Here is a 16544-nt window from a genome sequence, read left to right as displayed (position 1 = left end):
TCTCCGGCTTGAATTTCCACCGACGTTAGCTGAGTCTACCGCTAATCCAAGCCCAAACTGATCGCTTCCATTGACCTTGCCGCTTTGCGTGATAAACCGCCGGGCAAGCAAAAGGACATCCGAAATGAACCTGTTTTCCGAGATCCGCGGCCTCGTGCTGGACGCGCTGGCACAGATGCAGTCCGAAGGCGTATTGCCCGAGGGGCTGAGTTTTGACAACGTAGCGGTCGAACCGCCGCGTGATGCAGCGCATGGCGATATGGCAACCAACGCCGCGATGGTGCTGGCGAAACCGGCCAAGATGAAGCCGCGCGACATCGCTGACGTGTTGGCCGGAAAGCTGGCTGCTGATGATCGGATCACCAGCGCCGAGGTGGCCGGGCCGGGGTTCTTGAACCTGCGGCTTGCGCCGTCTGTGTGGCAGAGCGTTCTGGCCGCTGTGCTGGAAAAGGGCACGGATTATGGCCGTTCCAACATGGGGCATGGCCAGAAGGTCAACGTCGAGTATGTCTCGGCCAACCCCACAGGCCCGCTGCATGTGGGCCATACGCGTGGTGCCGTGTTCGGTGACGCGCTGGCAAGCTTGCTGGCGTATTCGGGCCATGACGTGACACGTGAATACTACATCAACGACGGGGGCGCGCAGGTAGATGTACTGGCGCGGTCCGCGTATGAGCGCTATCGCGAGGCCAACGGGCTGAGCCCCGAGATCGCCGAGGGGCTGTACCCTGGTGACTATCTGATCCCGATCGGCGAGGCGCTGAAAGAGAAATACGGCGACAGCCTGATCGACAAGCCGGAAAGCGAGTGGCTGGAAGAGCTGCGCGAGTTTTCGACCGATGCAATGATGGATCTGATCCGCGCCGACCTGAAGGCGTTGGGTGTTGAGATGGATGTGTTCTATTCCGAAAAATCGCTTTATGGCACCGGAAAGATCGAGGCTGCGCTTAAGTCCCTGACCGATAAGGGCTTGATCTACGAAGGCGTGCTGGAACCACCCAAAGGTAAAAAGCCCGAGGATTGGGAGCCGCGCGAGCAGACTCTGTTCAAGTCGACCGAGCATGGTGATGATGTGGACCGTCCGGTCAAGAAATCGGATGGCAGCTGGACCTATTTCGCCCCGGATATCGCCTATCACTATGACAAGGTGACCCGTGGCTTTGACGCGCTGATCGACGTGTTTGGCGCGGATCACGGTGGTTATGTCAAGCGGATGAAAGCGGCTGTTTCAGCTCTGTCTGATGGCAAGGTGCCGCTTGATATCAAGCTGACGCAGTTAGTGAAGCTGTGGAAGAATGGCGAACCGTTCAAGATGTCCAAGCGGGCAGGGAACTTTGTCACTCTGCGCGATGTGGTAGATCAGGTTGGCCCGGACGTGACCCGGTTCGTAATGCTGACCCGCAAGAACGACGCGCCGTTGGACTTTGATTTCGACAAGGTGTTGGAACAAAGCCGCGAGAATCCTGTGTTCTACGTGCAATACGCTCATGCCCGTGTCATGAGCGTACTGCGCCGTGCCGCCGAGGCGGAAATCGCTACGGATGACGCGACTCTCAAGGGGGCTGATCTGGGCAAGATCGACCATGCCTCAGAGCTGACGGTCGCCAAAAAACTGGCCGAATGGCCGCGTCTGATCGAAATTGCCGCACGCACCAATGAACCGCATCGGGTTGCCTTTTACCTGTATGAGCTGGCGGGTGACTTCCACGCGCTATGGAATAAGGGCAACGATGAAACGCAACTGCGATTCATTCAGGATGGCGATGTTGCCACAAGCCAATCAAAAATCGCATTGGCCCGGGCCGTTTCTGTTGTGATTTCAGCGGGCTTGGGTATTCTTGGCGTCACTCCGGCGCAGGAGATGCGGTAACTAACACCGCCCGACGCGCCGGTACGAGGTAGGCAAGAAATGACCCGCGCGCCACTTTTTAAGGCGCAATCGGGCGGTGAGGCGGACATGGCAAGTTACGATTACTCGGGGCAGATGCGCCCCGAGGAGATGCATTACACGAATCAGCCACATCCTGAGGATGGGTATGAGTATCCCGACGACTCCTATGGCTATGAACAGGCTCCGCGAGGGGCAGGGCTGGGCCGTATCGTCAACGTCATGGGCGCAGCAGCGTCGTTGGCACTGGTCGCCGGAATCGGCGTCTGGGGCTTCAAACTGGTGATGCGCGACGTTAGTGGCGTGCCTGTTGTTCGCGCCATCGAAGGACCGATGCGCATTCAGCCGGAAAACCCCGGCGGCACCCCGGCCGATCACCAGGGTCTGGCCGTCAATGCCGTGGCAGCCGTTGGAACGGCAGCGCCGCCAGCAGATCGCCTGATCCTTGCGCCGCGCCCGGTTTCGCTGACAGACGAAGACACGCCTGTTGAACCGCTGAAGCCGACGCAAGCCGTGCATGTCGTCGAAGAAGAGATCTCGGATCAAGAGGCCGCGCAGCTGCGCCAGAATACAGTCGATGCCCTGGTTGCAGAATTGGCCGGTGGAGCGGCGAAAGCGGATGACCCGGCAGAGCAGGGCGTGCAACTCGCCTCGTTGGCACTGCCCGAGGAAGAGCCCGCCATTGATCCTGCTGATCTGGCCGCGCAATTGCCGGATCCGGAACTGGCGGCACTGCCCGGTGTCCGCCGGTCCCTGCGTCCGTCCACGCGGCCAGCCCGAGCGACGCCAAGCGGGATTTCATCCAACAGCAGTACCGAAGCTGCGATCAACGCCGCTGTCAAAGCCGCCGTTGGCGTGGACGTGGATCCGAATACCCTTTCCAAAGGCACGCGCATGGCCCAACTGGGTGCGTATGAAAGCTCGGATGTGGCCCGAGCGGAATGGGATCGCATGAATGGCCGCTTTGGCGAGTATATGGATGGAAAACAACGTGTTATCCAGAAGACTTCAAGCGGTGGGCGGACATTCTATCGTCTGCGTGTTCTTGGGTTTGATGACCTGAGCGACTCGCGTCAGTTCTGTGCTGCTCTGGTCGCACAAGGTGCAGACTGTATCCCGGTTGCCGTTCGGTGACATTCGGCGCTGCGATCACCGATGCCGAAGGGCTGCGCCTGACGTCAGAGGAAAAGAGACTATTCCAGCAGATGAACCCATTCGGGTTCATTTTGTTTGCGCGAAACATTGATACAGCCGAACAAGTCCGTGCCCTGTGCGATGACTTTCGTGATGCCGTTGGGCGCAATTGCCCTATCACCATCGATCAGGAAGGTGGCCGTGTACAGCGTCTGCGCGCACCATTGGCACGCGAATGGATGCCGCCCCTGGATCATGCGGGCCGCGCTGGGGATCAGGCGGAACGCGCCATGTACCTGCGGTATCGACTGATCGCAAAAGAGCTATTCGAGCTTGGCATTGACAGCAACTGCGCTCCGATGGTCGATTTGGCGCGCGACGATACCCATGCGTTTTTGAAGAACCGCTGTTATAGCTCTGATCCCAAACGGGTTTCAGCTCTTGGGCGCGCGGTTGCCAAAGGCCATCTGGATGGGGGTGTTTTGCCGGTGCTCAAGCACATGCCGGGGCATGGATTGGCAACGCTGGACAGCCACCATGACCTGCCGCATGTGGACCTGACACAGGACCAGCTTGTGCAAGCGGATTTCGAACCGTTTCGGGCGTTGAACGACCTGCCGATGGGGATGACTGCGCATCTGGTTTATGATCGGATTGATCCGCAACCGGCCACGATTTCCTCTGCGATGATCGGGCTGATCCGCGACAATATCGGTTTTGACGGTCTGATCATGACTGACGATATCTCGATGAAAGCGCTGAGTGGCGCGCCCGAAGACATTGCGCGTCAGTCACTGGCCGCGGGGTGCGACGTGGTTCTGCACTGTAACGGAACGTTCGACGCGCGCGCCAAGGTGCTGGAAGCCGCCGGAGAAATGACCACGCAAGCGCAAAAGCGCGCGGAAAGGGCGTTGTCGATGCGACAGAAGCCTGTGGAACTTGACATCCAAGCGGCCGAAGCGGAACTATCTGCCCTAATGGGCGGGCAGGTATATGAACGATAATCTCTTTAGCGAAGACCCGGCCTCGGTCGCGGATCGTCTTGCGGCAGAGGCGTTGATTGTTGATGTCGACGGGTTCGAAGGCCCGTTGGATGTATTGTTGACCCTGTCGCGAACCCAAAAGGTCGACCTGCGGAAAATCTCGGTACTGGCGCTGGCGCAACAGTATCTGTCTTTTGTGGAAAAGGCGCGCGCGCTGCGGATTGAACTTGCGGCAGACTATCTGGTCATGGCCGCCTGGCTGGCCTTCCTCAAATCCCGGCTTTTGTTGCCACCGGATCCGGATGACGAAGGCCCCTCGGGCGAGGAACTGGCCGCTCACCTGGCGTTCCAGTTGGAACGCCTGCAGGCCATGCGCGACTCTGCCGCGCGTCTCATGGCCCGTGATCAACTGGGGCGCGATTTCTTCAAACGCGGGCAGGGTGAGGATATCACCCGTATCCGCACCGTGACTTACTCTGCCACGCTGTTGGATCTGATGCAGGGTTACGCCCGTATCCGAACTCGTGACGAGTTCCGCCCCTTTGTTATGGACCGCGATTCAGTGTTCACAATGGAACAGGCGCTAGAGCGGATGCGCCCGCTGATCGGGTTTGCCGGGGCTTGGACGGATATGGAATCCTATCTGCCCGAGGGCTGGGACGCTGACCCGGTGCGTCGCCGCTCGGCCACTGCAGCGACCTTTGCGGCCTCGCTTGAGCTGGTGAAAGAAGGACATATGGAGATGAAGCAAACCGAGACGTTTGCTCCGATCCATTTGCGCAAAAGGACTGACACACGTGACTGACGAACCGCAAGACGAAGGCACCGGCACCCTGTTCGAAGCGCCACCATTGGCGGAGCAGGAGCGCATGGTTGAGGCTGTGCTGTTCGCCAGTTCCGAGCCAGTGACGATCGCCGACCTTGAGGCGCGGATGCCCCATGGCAGCGACGCGGCGCAAGCGGTTGAAATTTTGCAGAAACGGTACGAAGGCCGCGGTATCCGTATCGTCCGCGTGGGCGAATCCTGGGCCATTCGCACCGCCCCTGATCTGGGCTTTCTGATGCAAAAGGAAACGGTTGAAACCCGAAAGCTGAGCCGCGCAGCGATCGAAACGCTAGCCATCGTCGCCTATCATCAGCCCTGTACGCGGGCTGAAATCGAAGAGATCCGGGGTGTCTCGGTCTCGCGCGGCACAATCGACCAACTGTTGGAAATGGAGTGGATTCGTCTGGGCCGTCGCCGGATGACGCCAGGCCGTCCGGTCACCTTTGTTGTGACGCCACAGTTTCTGGATCATTTCGGGTTGGAAAATGCCCGGGATCTGCCGGGACTCAAGGAATTGCGGGCTGCTGGGTTGCTGGAAAACCGACCGCCTCCGGGCACGATTCCCTTGGGCGAGGGGCGTGATGACAGTGAAGATGAGGACCAGACCGAGCTGTTCGAGGAAGAGTGATAACTTGGCCCTTTTGTTGCCGTTGGAATCACCTATGTTGTGGCCAAGCTGAGGAGTTGAGCAATGAATATGAATCGCATCATCGACATGATCATCCGCCAGATCATGCGGCGGGTCGTCAACAAAGGCATCGACAAAGGTTTTGATGTGGCGGGCCGGATGGGGAAGCCGAAACAAAGATCGGCTGTGCCTCATGACACTGGCGCAAATGACGATAGCAACCGTCAAGCCTAGCAGATAAGCCCGGCGCAGCGCGTGGCCCACATGTGCGCCGGTTCAAGTAGTGTTAGCCAACAGCCTTGAAGTGTTTGGACAGTTTCAGCCCCTGTCCCTGATAGTTTGACGCGATGCCTGCTCCGTAAAGCTGTGTCGGCATGTCGGCCATCTTCTCATAGACCAGCCTCCCGACGACCTGCCCATGTTCCAGAACAAACGGTGCCTCGTGGCAGCGTACTTCCAGTACTCCACGAGATCCCGCTCCGCCCGCCGCGGCGTGACCGAAGCCGGGGTCAAAAAATCCGGCATAGTGCACCCGGAATTCACCCACCATTGCAAGGTAGGGGGCCATTTCAGCCGCATACATGGGGGGAATATGGACCGCCTCGCGGCTGACCAGGATATAGAATGCACCGGGGTCAAGGATGATGCGGCCTTCTGTGGTGCGCACCTCTTCCCAGTATTCTTGCGGGTCATATTCGCCAATCCGGTCCAGATCGATCACACCGGTATGCGGTTTGGCCCGATAGCCAACCAGATCAGTGTCGGGCAATTGCAGGTCGACCGAGAATCCCAGCCCGTCCTGAATGACTGCCGGTCCGTCGACCAGTGGCGAGTCGTTGTGCAACGCGGTCAGTTCCGCATCGCTGAGCACTGCCTGACCCTGACGAAAACGAATCTGGTTCAGCCGCATGCCCGGTCTCACCAGAACCGAGAATGAGCGTGGACAGATCTCGGCAAAAAGCGGCCCGGTATAACCTGCTGGTACCCGGTCAAACTCGGTGCCACCATCGGTGATCGTGCGGGTCAGAAGATCCAATCGTCCGGTCGAGCTTTTGGCATTTGCCACCGCGCTGGTACCGGCGGGCAGGGCTAGTGATTCCATCAGCGGCACCAGATAGACGCAGCCTTTTTCCAGAACGGCTCCGCCGGTGATGTCGATGCGGTGCATCTCAAACTCGGCCAGACGATCCGCGACCGTGCGTCCTTCGCCGGACAGAAACGAGGCGCGGACCCGGTAAGCAACTGTACTTAAACGTAAATCAAGGCTGGCGGGTTGAATTTGCGCCGGGATAACCTCGGGGCTGGCGGTGATCTCACCGCGGCCGATCATCGCCTCGATCTGTTGGTTTGGGCATACACCTGTCATTCCGATCCCCTCTGTTGCCAGAGCGGGATCTGGCCAGTCTGCCATAAACGTCGGTGTGATTTGGTCGGGCTAGCAGGACTCGAACCTGCGACCTTCCGTCCCCCAGACGGACGCGCTACCAGGCTGCGCCATAGCCCGACGTTGAGGTGTTCATAAAGACTTTCCCGGCGGGGGCAAGAGGAAATCATCGCCTTTTTTCTTATCCTGCCGACCGGTTCTCAATTCGGTTGATGACAGCACGCAAGTCCTTGGCGATGGGTGCGATCCGACGCAGAAGATCGTCGTCAAAATCGGTCCGTTCCCACGCTTGTGTGGCGATGCCGCCCATCAGGGGGGCTTCATCCAGATACTCGGGTGCAGGCTGTGGTGGCTCTGCTTGTGGTTGCTGCGGGGCAGGCGTGGGCGTCTCGGCCTGAGGAGCTTGTTCCGCTGGCGCGGTCGCCTCGGCCACCGGTGCTGGATCGCCTAGGTCCAGATCAATCTGATCGCTGGGCGTGGCAGATTTGGCGGAGAAGGGCACGACAACGGTGTCGTCTTCCGGGGCGCTTTCAGGCGCAGCGGGCTCATCCAGGCTGGGCGACAGCGAGGAAACATAGGCCACGCCTTGTTCACGCAGGATGCGCTGAACACCTTTGATGGTGATCCCGTCCTCGTGCAGCAGCTTTTTGATACCGCCCAAAAGGCGCATATCGTTTGGCCGGTAATACCTGCGGCCACCCGCGCGTTTGACGGGTTTGACCTGGCTGAAACGGCTTTCCCAGAAGCGCAGGACATGAGCTTGAACGCCCAACCAGTCCGCAACTTCACTTATTGTGCGAAAGGCGTCGGGGGACTTGCTCATGACCGTTTCGCCCCGAACTTACTTGCGATTCCCTGCGGCGACGCGATCCTTCATCAGGTGCGACGGGCGGAATGTCAGGACACGTCGAGGCTGAATTGGCACCTCTTCGCCGGTTTTGGGATTACGGCCGATGCGGGCGGTTTTGTCCCGAACACTGAACGTACCAAACGATGAAATCTTGACCTGTTCACCTTGGACCAGTGCGTCCGACATGTGGTTCAAGACGCTTTCGACAAGCTGCGCACTTTCATTTCGTGAAAGGCCAACCTCGCGGAAAACAGCCTCGCTCAGATCCATTCGCGTCAGTGTTTTTTCGCCCATACCATTTCCCCTGTTGATATCAGAGAATATGGTGATGGCAAATTCGCTGTCAATATCAATGAATTGCACGAGGCTGTGTAAGCCGTTTTGCGCCGGTTACCAGCGCAGAACCACTGCGCCCCATGCCAGGCCACCGCCGATAGCCTCGGTCACGATCAGATCGCCGGTCTTGATCTGGCCCCGTTGTTTGCCCACTGACAGCGCTAGGGGAATCGATGCGGCGGACGTGTTGCCGTGATCCTGAACCGTCACGACGACGTTTTCCATCGGCAGGCCCATTTTCTTGGCAGTGCCCTGAATGATGCGGATGTTGGCTTGGTGCGGCACGATCCAATCGACGTCCGCGTTGGTCAGACCGGCACGCCCCAGGGCGGTTTCAGCGGTCTTCGCCAGCTTTTCGACTGCGTGGCGGAACACCTGATTGCCCTGCATTCTTAGATGCCCGGTCGATTGAGTCGACACACCGCCGTCGACATAGAGCAAATCCTTGTAGCGCCCGTCAGAATTCAGGTCGGTCGACAGAATGCCGCGATCCTGCGCGGTTCCTTCGCTGTCCTGCAGCTCAAGAATCAACGCGCCGGCGCCGTCGCCAAACAGCACACAAGTGGAGCGATCAGTCCAATCCATGATGCGCGAAAACGTCTCGGCGCCGATGACCAGCACACGTTTGGCCTGACCGGACACGATCAAAGCGTTGGCGTTGCTGAGGGCAAAGACAAAGCCTGCACAGACGGCTTGCACGTCAAACGCAAATCCGTGGGTCATGCCCAGGCGCGCTTGGACCATCGTCGCGGCAGAGGGGAAAGTCAGGTCAGCCGTTGATGTCGCCAGGATGATGGCGTCGATATCCTCGGCCTTCAGGCCAGCATCAGCCAGGGCGGCCAAGGCAGCGTTGGTCGCCAGATCGGACGTGGTTTCACCATCAGCGGCAAAGTGGCGGCGTTCGATTCCCGAGCGAGCTTTGATCCACTCGTCCGACGTATCTAGCGTCTTTTCAAATTCGGAATTCGGAACGATGCGCTCTGGCAAATAGTGTCCGACACCTACAACAACTGAACGGCCTGCCATTTGGGGGTACTGCCTTTATTGTTATTCGCCCGCCTTTGGCGGTACGTGCGCGGCATCTTGTGCAAGCTGGGCTGTCGATGCAACCCGTGCCGCCAATTTTTCGGCGAAACCGGACTCGGCCAGGGTAAAGGCCAGTTTGATCGCTGCCGAAACTCCGGTGGCATCTGCGCCACCATGTGATTTGACCACGGTTCCGTTGAGGCCAAGGAAGACACCGCCATTCACGCGGCGGGGGTCGATACGTTTCTTCAACCGTTGCAGCGAGGTGATAGCCAGAACCGATGCGAGCCGGGACAGGGGGGAATATTTGAAGGCCTCGCGCAGCAGGTCACCAATCAGGCTGGCCGTGCCTTCGCCAGTTTTGATCGCGACGTTTCCGGTAAAGCCATCGGTAACAATGACATCGGCCTTGTCACCGGGAATGTCGCTGCCTTCCACGAAGCCTACGAAGTCAAAATTCGCCTGCTCTGCGAATTCCGAGATCATCGCGTGGGCTTCTTTCAGTTCGGCCCGACCTTTGTGTTCTTCGGTGCCGACATTCAGCAAACCGATCCGGGGCCGATCCAACGCCATGCCGTTGCGGGCATAAGACGCCCCCATCAGCGCATATTGCAGCAGATCCTTGGCGTCGGCCCGAACATCTGCGCCGACATCTAGCATCACGTTAAAGCCCTGGGGGTTGCGCGACGGCCACAGAATCGCAATGGCCGGACGGTTCACACCCGGCAATTTGCGCAAACGCATCATCGACAGCGCCATCAGTGCGCCGGTATTGCCACAGGAAACAGCCCCGTGGGCTTCGCCTTTGCGCACTGTTTCCAGCGTCGACCACATCGATGTCTGCTTGCCGCTGCGGACGACCTGACTGGGCTTGTCCTCCATCGTGACCACGTCGGGGCAATCACGAAAAACGACGCGTCCCTGCAGGACACGCCGTTTGGCGACAAGTTTGCGCAACTTTTGCTCGGGCCCGTGCAGAACGAAGGCGATATCGGGGTTCTTGTTTGCCGATTTGGCAATGCCCGCAACAACAGTCGCGGGCCCCGAATCTCCGCCCATAGCGTCAACCGAGATGGTAATCCGTCCGGCTTGCGTGGGCTGTTCCGTCATGCCTTGGCCTACGAGTTATGAGGCTTAGGCCGCGTCTTCGTCCAGGTCGATTTCGTCGGCCTGAGCGACGACTTCACGGTCATCATAGTGGCCGCAGGACGCGCAGACGTGGTGCGGGCGCTTCAGTTCGCCACAGTTTGCGCATTCGTTCGGGTTTGCAGCAACCAGAGCGTCATGTGCGCGGCGATTGTTGCGGCGCGACTTGGAAACTTTGTTCTGTTGGACAGCCATGGTCTCAACCTTTGTCTATTAAGGGTCAGCAGATTCGCTGCTGGCCGGGTTTCATTCTTCGTTTTTCTAGTGGTTTGACGCGCGTTTAGGGGACGGGCCCCGCAATGTCCAACCCAAATTCCGTTGAGCGCGCGAAAATACTGCGATTCTCGGCATGTTCAAGCGATTTTTCTGGAGGCCTGCTATGACAGGAAATCAGACCTATGTCACTCGTCTTTTTTCAAAGCATCGCGCAAATTCGCCAGTCCGGCAAACGGCTTTGCGTCTTCGTCCGTCATCGCCTGTTTGCCCGGCTCAGTATAGCCGGCCTGTTCCAATTCTGCGCCGTCCTTCCGTGGGTATTGGGGCAGGGCAAGCGACAGCGCCTCAACCATCACCGATGCGGGGTCGATTTCCGCGCCCAGTGCTTCGGTCTCATCACCTTCGGGGATTTCGAATTCAGGCTCGTCGGGGTTTTGCCAGTCTTTCAGATAGTGCCGTGACACAGGGATATCGATGCGCGTGGTTACGGGTTCAAGTGTCACGACACAGGGTTGAATCACCGTCGCCCCCAGTTTTCCGGCAAGAATCCAATCGCGTTTGCCCTGTGCCCTTACGTCACCCACAAAGCTGAGCTTGCGCAGGCCCAGCAATCCCAGTTCGGTTTTGATCGCGTCCAGCCCCTTGCTATCGGGGCGCAGATCAAACGGTGTGGGCGCGTTTTGGGGCAGGTCGGCCACCCGCAGAGATGTATTAGTCGTCATTCGTGACCCTTTCGTGTGTTGAACCGGGGCTGCGGTTTATGTAATCGGATAGGGTCCGCAAGGTCCCAAGGCAAGAGGATGTAAATGTTGAAGGTTGTGAACAGGTTGAAACCGGCGTCCAAAAGGCTTGTCTTTGCGGCCTGTTTGGTTGCGGCTGGCGCTTGCACGCCAATCTTCAAGAATCACGGATACGTCCCGCCAGCTGACCAACTGGCTGAGATCAAAGTGGGCGTCGATACCCGCGACAGCGTTGTTGAAACCATCGGAGCGCCCAGCTCTGCCGGGCTGGTGAAGGATTCGGGTTTTTACTATGTCCGCTCTCGCGTGCGCCATTATGGTCCGAAGCGCCCCGAAGTGGTGTCGCGCGAACTGGTTGCGATCAGCTTTGATCAGCGTGGCGTTGTGCGGAATATCGAACGTTTTGGCCTTGAGGATGGGTATGTGGTGGTACTGGACCGCCGCGTGACCGAATCCAGCGTTCAGAACCGTGGCTTCCTGCGCCAGCTGTTGGGCAATATCGGCAACTTCAACCCTGCGAACATTCCGGGCGCGAATTAAGTCTGCGCCGCCTCTTGCGACGGTCACAGGACAGTCACATGTTCTGTGTTAGAACCGCTGCAACATGAAGCAGGTCAGCAACCGCGGAGGATGCGACCATGGCATTATTGCTGGGCAAGGGCAGATACCGGGCTCGTTTGGCGCAGTCCCCACAGGATGTGGAGGCGGCGCAGGAACTGCGTACGCTGGCATTTGGGACGGATCATACTGACCGGGATGAATTTGATACGGTCTGCGCGCATATCCTTGTTGAAGACTCGCGCTCCGATGGACGACTGGTGTGTTGTTTCAGAATGCTGACAATGGAGCACGGGGCCGAGGTTGACCGCAGTTATTCTGCCCAGTTCTATGACCTGTCTGCCCTCAAAGGGTTTGACGGTCGCATGGTCGAAATGGGCCGTTTCTGCATTCACCCGGAATGGACAGACCCGGATATCCTGCGGGTCGCCTGGGGTGCGATGACCAATTACGTAGACCAGAACAACGTCAAGATGTTGTTCGGCTGTTCATCCTTTGCAGGAACCGAAACGGTCGAGTATCTGGACGCCTTTGCCATGTTGAAGCAACGGCACCTGGCGCCAAAACGTTGGTTGCCGCGGGTCAAGGCCCCCGATGTATTCAAGTTTGCCTCTCGCCTGCGGCGTCGGCCCGATGTGAAAAAGGCTATGTTGCGGATGCCTCCATTGTTGCGCACCTATCTGATGATGGGCGGCTGGGTCAGTGATCATGCGGTGGTGGATCGGCATATGAATACGCTGCATGTATTCACCGGACTTGAGATCGGAGCGATTCCTCCGGCCCGTAAACGGTTGCTGCGCGCAGTGGTCCGGTAGTTTGAGTATTTTCGAAAAGGTGAAGCAGGGGCGTTGACGCTTTGTGTCCACCGGTTTAGCTGGCGGCATGGCGAGAATTCCTTTGTTGCAGATGTCCGGCATATCCCTGACTTTCGGGGGCGATCCGGTGTTTTCGGGGCTGGACCTGGTGGTTCAGCCGGGCGACCGCGTCGCGTTGGTTGGGCGAAACGGGTCGGGAAAGTCGACCCTGATGAAAGTCATGGCCGGTCTGGTCGAGCCTGATCAGGGTGATATCGTGGTGCCGCCCGGAAAATCTGTTGGCTACATGGAGCAGGACCCCGGCATGGAAGGGTTTGCGACACTGGGCGATTATGCGTCCAGCGAGTTGGAGCCGGGTGAGCTGTACAAGGTCGAACGCGCGGGCGAGGGGCTGAAATTCAATCCTTCCCGCCCGATTGAAACCGCTTCAGGTGGCGAGCGTCGCAGGGCCGCATTGGCCAAGCTGATGGCCGAAGCGCCAGACCTGATGCTGCTGGACGAGCCGACGAACCATCTGGATATCGAAGCAATTGCCTGGCTGGAGCGCGAACTGGGATCGACCCGCGCAGCCTTTGTTCTGATTTCACATGACCGTGCGTTTTTGCGCGCTTTGACCCGCGCGACGTTGTGGATCGACCGGGGCATGGTACGGCGGCAGGAGCAAGGGTTTGAGGCTTTTGAAACCTGGCGCGACAAGATTTGGGAAGAAGAGGATCAACAGCGCCACAAGCTGAATCGTCTGATCAAATCTGAAGCCAAATGGGCGGTCGAAGGTATCAGTGCACGGCGCAAGCGAAATCAGGGTCGGGTGCGGGCTTTGCAGGCCTTGCGCGCTGAAAAGGCCGCGCAGATCAAGCGTCAGGGATCAGCGGCAATGTCGCTGGAAGGCGGGCCAAAGTCTGGGCGAAAAGTGATTGAAGCCAAGGGGTTGTCCAAGTCTTTTGGCGCGCAGCAGATCGTTCGGAACTTTGATCTGTTGGCACAACGTGGAGATCGCGTTGCCTTTGTCGGACCGAACGGTGTGGGAAAGACAACCCTGCTCAAAATGTTGCTGGGTCAGGAACAGCCCGACGAAGGAACAGTGACGCTGGGCACCAATCTTGAGATCGCGGTTATCGACCAGGCTCGCGCGCAGCTGGATCCCGAAATGACCCTGTGGGATAGCCTGACAGGCGATCCCGAAATGCGGGTTTCCGGCAAAGCGGATCAGGTGATGGTCGGTGGCCAGCCAAAGCACGTGGTCGGATACCTCAAGGAATTTCTGTTTGATGATGCGCAGGCAAGAGCGGCCGTTAAGTCATTGTCAGGTGGCGAAAAAGCGCGTTTGCTGTTGGCGAAACTGATGGCCAAGTCCTCGAACCTTTTAGTGCTGGACGAACCGACCAACGATCTGGACGTTGAAACGCTGGACCTGTTGCAGGAACTGCTGGACGACTATGACGGCACCGTCCTGCTGGTCAGCCACGACCGGGATTTTCTGGACCGGGTTGCCACCACGACGATTGCGATGGAGGGCAATGGCCGCGCCACTGTCTATGCAGGCGGTTGGTCGGATTACATTGCGCAACGAGGTGATGTTGCCGAAAAGAAAGCTGAAAAAGCAAAGGCTTCGAAGTCAAAGCAAAAGCAAGAAGCGCAGCCGAAATCCGGGCTATCTTTCGCGGAGAAGCATCGGCTTGAGAAGTTGCCTGCCGAGATTGCCCGCCTGGAGGCCGAGATTGGCAAGCTGGAAGAGCTTATGTCAGATCCTGAACTGTTCACCCGTGAACCAGTCAAGTTCCAGAAGGCGACCGAGGCGCTGGTCGAACGGCAAGAGAAACTGGCCGCCGCCGAAGAAGAGTGGCTGGTGCTTGAGGAAAAGGCCGAAGGCGCCTAGCGGCGCGTCAACGGTTGGGCAGGGTTGCCGACAACCGTTTCTCCGGCCGCGACGTCTTTGGTTACAACGCTGCCTGCGCCGATAATTGCGTTGTCGCCGATGGTGACGCCGGGCATCACGATGGCACCTCCGCCAACCCAGACGTTTCGGCCAATGGTCACCGGTATCCCGATTTCCAAACCTTGTCCGCGTTCTGCCGGGTTTTTGGCGTGCTGAGCACAGTAGATCTGGGCATGCGGGCCGAACATCGTGTCATCGCCGATCCGAACCTGTGCGGTGTCCAGAACGACGCAGCCAGCGTTGAAATAGACCCGCGCGCCAAGGTGGATGTTAAGCCCGTAGGCGCAATGAAACGGAGCCTCGAGTGAGCAATCCTGCCCGACGCGTGCGAACAACGCCTGCAACTCGGGCGCCATGGCACCCCGGGCATCTGGCGGGCAGGTGTTGTGTGCGTGGACTGCGTGCCGGGCACGGGTGCGCAGCGCCTCAAGTTCCGGGTCCAGGCAGTTATACCACTGCCCGGACTGCATCTTTTCCCGCTCTGTCATGGGACAGGCTTAACGCATACGAAGGGCTCCGTCGATGCGGATGACTTCTCCGTTCAAGTAGCCCATCTCGACGATGAAACCGGCCAACCGCCCGTATTCTTTCGGATCACCCAGACGTGCAGGGTTTGGGACATCTGTCGCCAGTTGTTGTTGAACCTCTTCGGGCAGACCGGCCAGCATCGGTGTCATGAAAATCCCCGGAGCGATGGTCATCACGCGAATGCCGGTTGAGGCCAGATCGCGCGCCATTGGCAGCGTCATTCCCACGACACCGCCTTTCGAGGCTGCATAGGCCGCCTGTCCTTTTTGTCCGTCGAAGGCTGCGATTGAGGCCGTGTTGATGATCACCCCGCGCGCGCCGTCCGGTTCGGGTTCGTTCTTAGCCATTTCAGCTGCGGCCAGGCGCGAGACATTGAACGTACCCACCAGATTGATGTCGATTGTGCGCTGAAACGCGTCCAAAGGGTGGGGACCATCCTTGCCGACTGTCTTGATCCCATAGGCGATCCCGGCGCAGTTCACAGTGGCCGTGATGCGACCCATCTTGCCCTTCGCGTGCTCGATTGCCGCCGCGACTGAGGTTTCGTCTGTCACATCCGTTTCTGCAAAATGCCCGCCGATCTCTGCGGCCACTTTTGGGCCGCGCACAGCGTCGCGGTCCAGGAGCGTCACCTGCGCGCCCTGTTCTGCGAAATAGCGGGCGGTGGCCTCACCCAGACCTGACGCGCCGCCAGTTATGATTGCCGCGGATGTCGATAGTTGCATCACGGATACCTCTCCAAAATTTTGACACTTTTCTGCCACTTTTGATGTGGCGGTCGTAATAGATGTTGTATATTTGGCCTATCGGACCGTCACAACTGGTGTCGTGCTCGAATTTAATGAGTGGTGGTGAGCCAAAGTTAACGCATCTTCAGCGGGTATTTATCCGCACTTCATTTGCGGCTCCCACTTTGTAACCGAAGACCCTGACGCACTTGGGTGTTAAGGCGCAAGGAGCTAAATGATGCGAATTAAACTGAAATCTAGCGTTTCGGCTATGGTGGCCTCTCCGTTTGTTGGGGCGCTTTTGGTGACCACAGCGCAAGCTGCATCTGGGGTTTGCGACGCACGCACAGCACGGATCGCAGCAAATGCAGGAGACTACCAAACACTGTGTGATTGCACTCAGGTGACCCCGAGTTTCCTGAACCGGTTGCAGAAGCACTCCGATTTCGATTCGATACTGGCTGCAACTGGTCAACAGTGCCCCGGTTTGGCCGCATTGTTGACGGATTTTTCAACTGGGACGATCGCGGCGGCGACCTCGAATGGCGAAGATCGTGATTCCAGCCAGTCATCTGGGAGCGGTTCCAATTCCAGCGGGGAGAATGGTTCGGGCGGCGAATCTTCTGGAGGAGGTAGCTCCTCTGGCGGCGGGTCTGGTGGCGGAGCGCCAGGCGGTCCCGGCGGAGCACCAGGTGGCCCAGGTGGTGGAGACGGCGGCAGTGGCGGTGGAGACGGCGGCGGCAGTGGCGGTGGAGACGGCGGCGGCAGCGGCGGTGGAGACGGCGGCGGCAGCGGCGGTGGAGACGGCGGCGGCAGCGGCGG

Annotated in this window: 19 protein-coding genes and 1 tRNA gene; 10 read left to right on the top strand and 10 right to left on the bottom strand. The window is 58.7% G+C overall.

What is annotated here, in order from left to right:
• The first annotated feature begins 124 nt into the window (after window positions 1-124).
• The 6 genes from argS (at window position 125) to AC2FIS_RS15425 (ending at window position 5693) form a co-directional block, all read left to right on the top strand.
• Entirely contained in the window at window positions 125-1870 is a 1746-nt protein-coding gene (gene argS, locus AC2FIS_RS15450; protein ID WP_496774211.1) for an arginine--tRNA ligase, read from the top strand.
• Between the two features lie 39 nt (window positions 1871-1909).
• Complete coding sequence (locus tag AC2FIS_RS15445) at window positions 1910-3022, top strand: SPOR domain-containing protein (RefSeq protein WP_496774210.1); 1113 nt, start codon at window positions 1910-1912, stop codon at window positions 3020-3022.
• Complete coding sequence (nagZ, locus tag AC2FIS_RS15440; RefSeq protein ID WP_496774208.1) at window positions 3019-4026, top strand: beta-N-acetylhexosaminidase; 1008 nt, start codon at window positions 3019-3021, stop codon at window positions 4024-4026. Before AC2FIS_RS15445 ends, nagZ begins: the two co-directional genes overlap by 4 nt.
• Complete coding sequence (locus AC2FIS_RS15435) at window positions 4016-4810, top strand: segregation and condensation protein A (protein WP_058274503.1); 795 nt, start codon at window positions 4016-4018, stop codon at window positions 4808-4810. The genes nagZ and AC2FIS_RS15435 overlap by 11 nt, the downstream gene beginning before the upstream one ends.
• Complete coding sequence (scpB, locus tag AC2FIS_RS15430) at window positions 4803-5459, top strand: SMC-Scp complex subunit ScpB (RefSeq protein WP_496774207.1); 657 nt, start codon at window positions 4803-4805, stop codon at window positions 5457-5459. The genes AC2FIS_RS15435 and scpB overlap by 8 nt, the downstream gene beginning before the upstream one ends.
• Before the next feature lie 63 nt (window positions 5460-5522).
• Complete coding sequence (locus AC2FIS_RS15425; RefSeq protein ID WP_496735757.1) at window positions 5523-5693, top strand: hypothetical protein; 171 nt, start codon at window positions 5523-5525, stop codon at window positions 5691-5693.
• 52 nt (window positions 5694-5745) lie between these two features.
• Here the strand turns inward: AC2FIS_RS15425 and AC2FIS_RS15420 are convergent, their stop codons facing one another.
• From AC2FIS_RS15420 to AC2FIS_RS15385, 8 genes are all read right to left on the bottom strand, one after another.
• The gene (locus AC2FIS_RS15420) at window positions 5746-6825 is read right to left on the bottom strand and encodes a 2'-deoxycytidine 5'-triphosphate deaminase (RefSeq protein WP_496774206.1); all 1080 of its coding nucleotides are present in this window, start codon (window positions 6823-6825) and stop codon (window positions 5746-5748) included.
• A gap of 61 nt (window positions 6826-6886) precedes the next feature.
• Window positions 6887-6963: transfer RNA gene (locus AC2FIS_RS15415), tRNA-Pro, on the bottom strand.
• A gap of 61 nt (window positions 6964-7024) precedes the next feature.
• Complete coding sequence (locus tag AC2FIS_RS15410; protein ID WP_496774205.1) at window positions 7025-7666, bottom strand: MerR family transcriptional regulator; 642 nt, start codon at window positions 7664-7666, stop codon at window positions 7025-7027.
• 18 nt (window positions 7667-7684) lie between these two features.
• The gene (ihfA, locus tag AC2FIS_RS15405) at window positions 7685-7987 is read right to left on the bottom strand and encodes an integration host factor subunit alpha (protein WP_058274526.1); all 303 of its coding nucleotides are present in this window, start codon (window positions 7985-7987) and stop codon (window positions 7685-7687) included.
• Between the two features lie 96 nt (window positions 7988-8083).
• Window positions 8084-9055 (bottom strand): beta-ketoacyl-ACP synthase III, encoded by a 972-nt coding sequence (locus AC2FIS_RS15400; RefSeq protein WP_472723933.1) that lies wholly within the window; start codon window positions 9053-9055, stop codon window positions 8084-8086.
• Between the two features lie 21 nt (window positions 9056-9076).
• The gene (gene plsX / locus AC2FIS_RS15395; RefSeq protein ID WP_496774203.1) at window positions 9077-10165 is read right to left on the bottom strand and encodes a phosphate acyltransferase PlsX; all 1089 of its coding nucleotides are present in this window, start codon (window positions 10163-10165) and stop codon (window positions 9077-9079) included.
• A gap of 24 nt (window positions 10166-10189) precedes the next feature.
• A complete protein-coding gene (gene rpmF / locus AC2FIS_RS15390; RefSeq protein WP_037316137.1) occupies window positions 10190-10396 on the bottom strand; it encodes a 50S ribosomal protein L32 in 207 nt (68 codons plus the stop codon).
• A gap of 206 nt (window positions 10397-10602) precedes the next feature.
• Window positions 10603-11139, bottom strand: coding sequence for a YceD family protein (locus AC2FIS_RS15385; RefSeq protein WP_496774202.1), 537 nt, complete (start codon window positions 11137-11139; stop codon window positions 10603-10605).
• Window positions 11140-11223: 84 nt separating this feature from the next.
• Here AC2FIS_RS15385 and AC2FIS_RS15380 point away from each other — a divergent pair, with 84 nt between their 5' ends.
• From AC2FIS_RS15380 to AC2FIS_RS15370, 3 genes are all read left to right on the top strand, one after another.
• Window positions 11224-11697 carry an outer membrane protein assembly factor BamE gene (locus AC2FIS_RS15380; protein WP_058274497.1) on the top strand — a complete coding sequence of 158 codons (474 nt, stop codon included), beginning with the start codon at window positions 11224-11226 and terminating at the stop codon, window positions 11695-11697.
• A gap of 98 nt (window positions 11698-11795) precedes the next feature.
• A complete protein-coding gene (locus tag AC2FIS_RS15375; RefSeq protein ID WP_496722648.1) occupies window positions 11796-12530 on the top strand; it encodes a GNAT family N-acetyltransferase in 735 nt (244 codons plus the stop codon).
• Between the two features lie 67 nt (window positions 12531-12597).
• Window positions 12598-14406: an ABC-F family ATP-binding cassette domain-containing protein gene (locus AC2FIS_RS15370; RefSeq protein WP_496774201.1), complete on the top strand. Its 1809-nt coding sequence runs from the start codon at window positions 12598-12600 to the stop codon at window positions 14404-14406.
• Here the strand turns inward: AC2FIS_RS15370 and AC2FIS_RS15365 are convergent.
• The gene (locus AC2FIS_RS15365) at window positions 14403-14954 is read right to left on the bottom strand and encodes a sugar O-acetyltransferase (RefSeq protein WP_496774200.1); all 552 of its coding nucleotides are present in this window, start codon (window positions 14952-14954) and stop codon (window positions 14403-14405) included. The genes AC2FIS_RS15370 and AC2FIS_RS15365 overlap by 4 nt on opposite strands.
• 9 nt (window positions 14955-14963) lie before the next feature.
• On the bottom strand, window positions 14964-15719 hold the full coding sequence (locus tag AC2FIS_RS15360; protein ID WP_496774199.1) for a 3-hydroxyacyl-CoA dehydrogenase: 756 nt from the start codon (window positions 15717-15719) through the stop codon (window positions 14964-14966).
• 241 nt (window positions 15720-15960) lie between these two features.
• Here AC2FIS_RS15360 and AC2FIS_RS15355 point away from each other — a divergent pair.
• The coding region (locus AC2FIS_RS15355; protein ID WP_496774198.1) for a hypothetical protein at window positions 15961-16544 on the top strand (584 nt) is incomplete at its 3' end.

The sequence above is a fragment of the Ruegeria sp. CDSB113 genome (genome assembly GCF_059611045.1).
Note: the sequence above shows the minus strand (reverse complement) of the source record. Positions and strands in the feature narration are given on the sequence as shown.

Excerpts from the sequence above, each read along its gene's own strand:
- AC2FIS_RS15380 (WP_058274497.1), top strand. The coding sequence starts at position 11,224 with ATGTTGAAGGTTGTGAACAGGTTGAAACCGGCGTCCAAAAGGCTTGTC.
- ihfA (WP_058274526.1), bottom strand. The coding sequence starts at position 7,987 with ATGGGCGAAAAAACACTGACGCGAATGGATCTGAGCGAGGCTGTTTTC.
- rpmF (WP_037316137.1), bottom strand. The coding sequence starts at position 10,396 with ATGGCTGTCCAACAGAACAAAGTTTCCAAGTCGCGCCGCAACAATCGC.
- AC2FIS_RS15435 (WP_058274503.1), top strand. The coding sequence starts at position 4,016 with ATGAACGATAATCTCTTTAGCGAAGACCCGGCCTCGGTCGCGGATCGT.
- AC2FIS_RS15360 (WP_496774199.1), bottom strand. The coding sequence starts at position 15,719 with ATGCAACTATCGACATCCGCGGCAATCATAACTGGCGGCGCGTCAGGT.
- AC2FIS_RS15400 (WP_472723933.1), bottom strand. The coding sequence starts at position 9,055 with ATGGCAGGCCGTTCAGTTGTTGTAGGTGTCGGACACTATTTGCCAGAG.
- argS (WP_496774211.1), top strand. The coding sequence starts at position 125 with ATGAACCTGTTTTCCGAGATCCGCGGCCTCGTGCTGGACGCGCTGGCA.
- AC2FIS_RS15365 (WP_496774200.1), bottom strand. The coding sequence starts at position 14,954 with ATGACAGAGCGGGAAAAGATGCAGTCCGGGCAGTGGTATAACTGCCTG.
- AC2FIS_RS15445 (WP_496774210.1), top strand. The coding sequence starts at position 1,910 with ATGACCCGCGCGCCACTTTTTAAGGCGCAATCGGGCGGTGAGGCGGAC.
- AC2FIS_RS15375 (WP_496722648.1), top strand. The coding sequence starts at position 11,796 with ATGGCATTATTGCTGGGCAAGGGCAGATACCGGGCTCGTTTGGCGCAG.
- AC2FIS_RS15425 (WP_496735757.1), top strand. The coding sequence starts at position 5,523 with ATGAATATGAATCGCATCATCGACATGATCATCCGCCAGATCATGCGG.
- AC2FIS_RS15370 (WP_496774201.1), top strand. The coding sequence starts at position 12,598 with ATGGCGAGAATTCCTTTGTTGCAGATGTCCGGCATATCCCTGACTTTC.
- AC2FIS_RS15385 (WP_496774202.1), bottom strand. The coding sequence starts at position 11,139 with ATGACGACTAATACATCTCTGCGGGTGGCCGACCTGCCCCAAAACGCG.
- plsX (WP_496774203.1), bottom strand. The coding sequence starts at position 10,165 with ATGACGGAACAGCCCACGCAAGCCGGACGGATTACCATCTCGGTTGAC.
- AC2FIS_RS15410 (WP_496774205.1), bottom strand. The coding sequence starts at position 7,666 with ATGAGCAAGTCCCCCGACGCCTTTCGCACAATAAGTGAAGTTGCGGAC.
- AC2FIS_RS15420 (WP_496774206.1), bottom strand. The coding sequence starts at position 6,825 with ATGACAGGTGTATGCCCAAACCAACAGATCGAGGCGATGATCGGCCGC.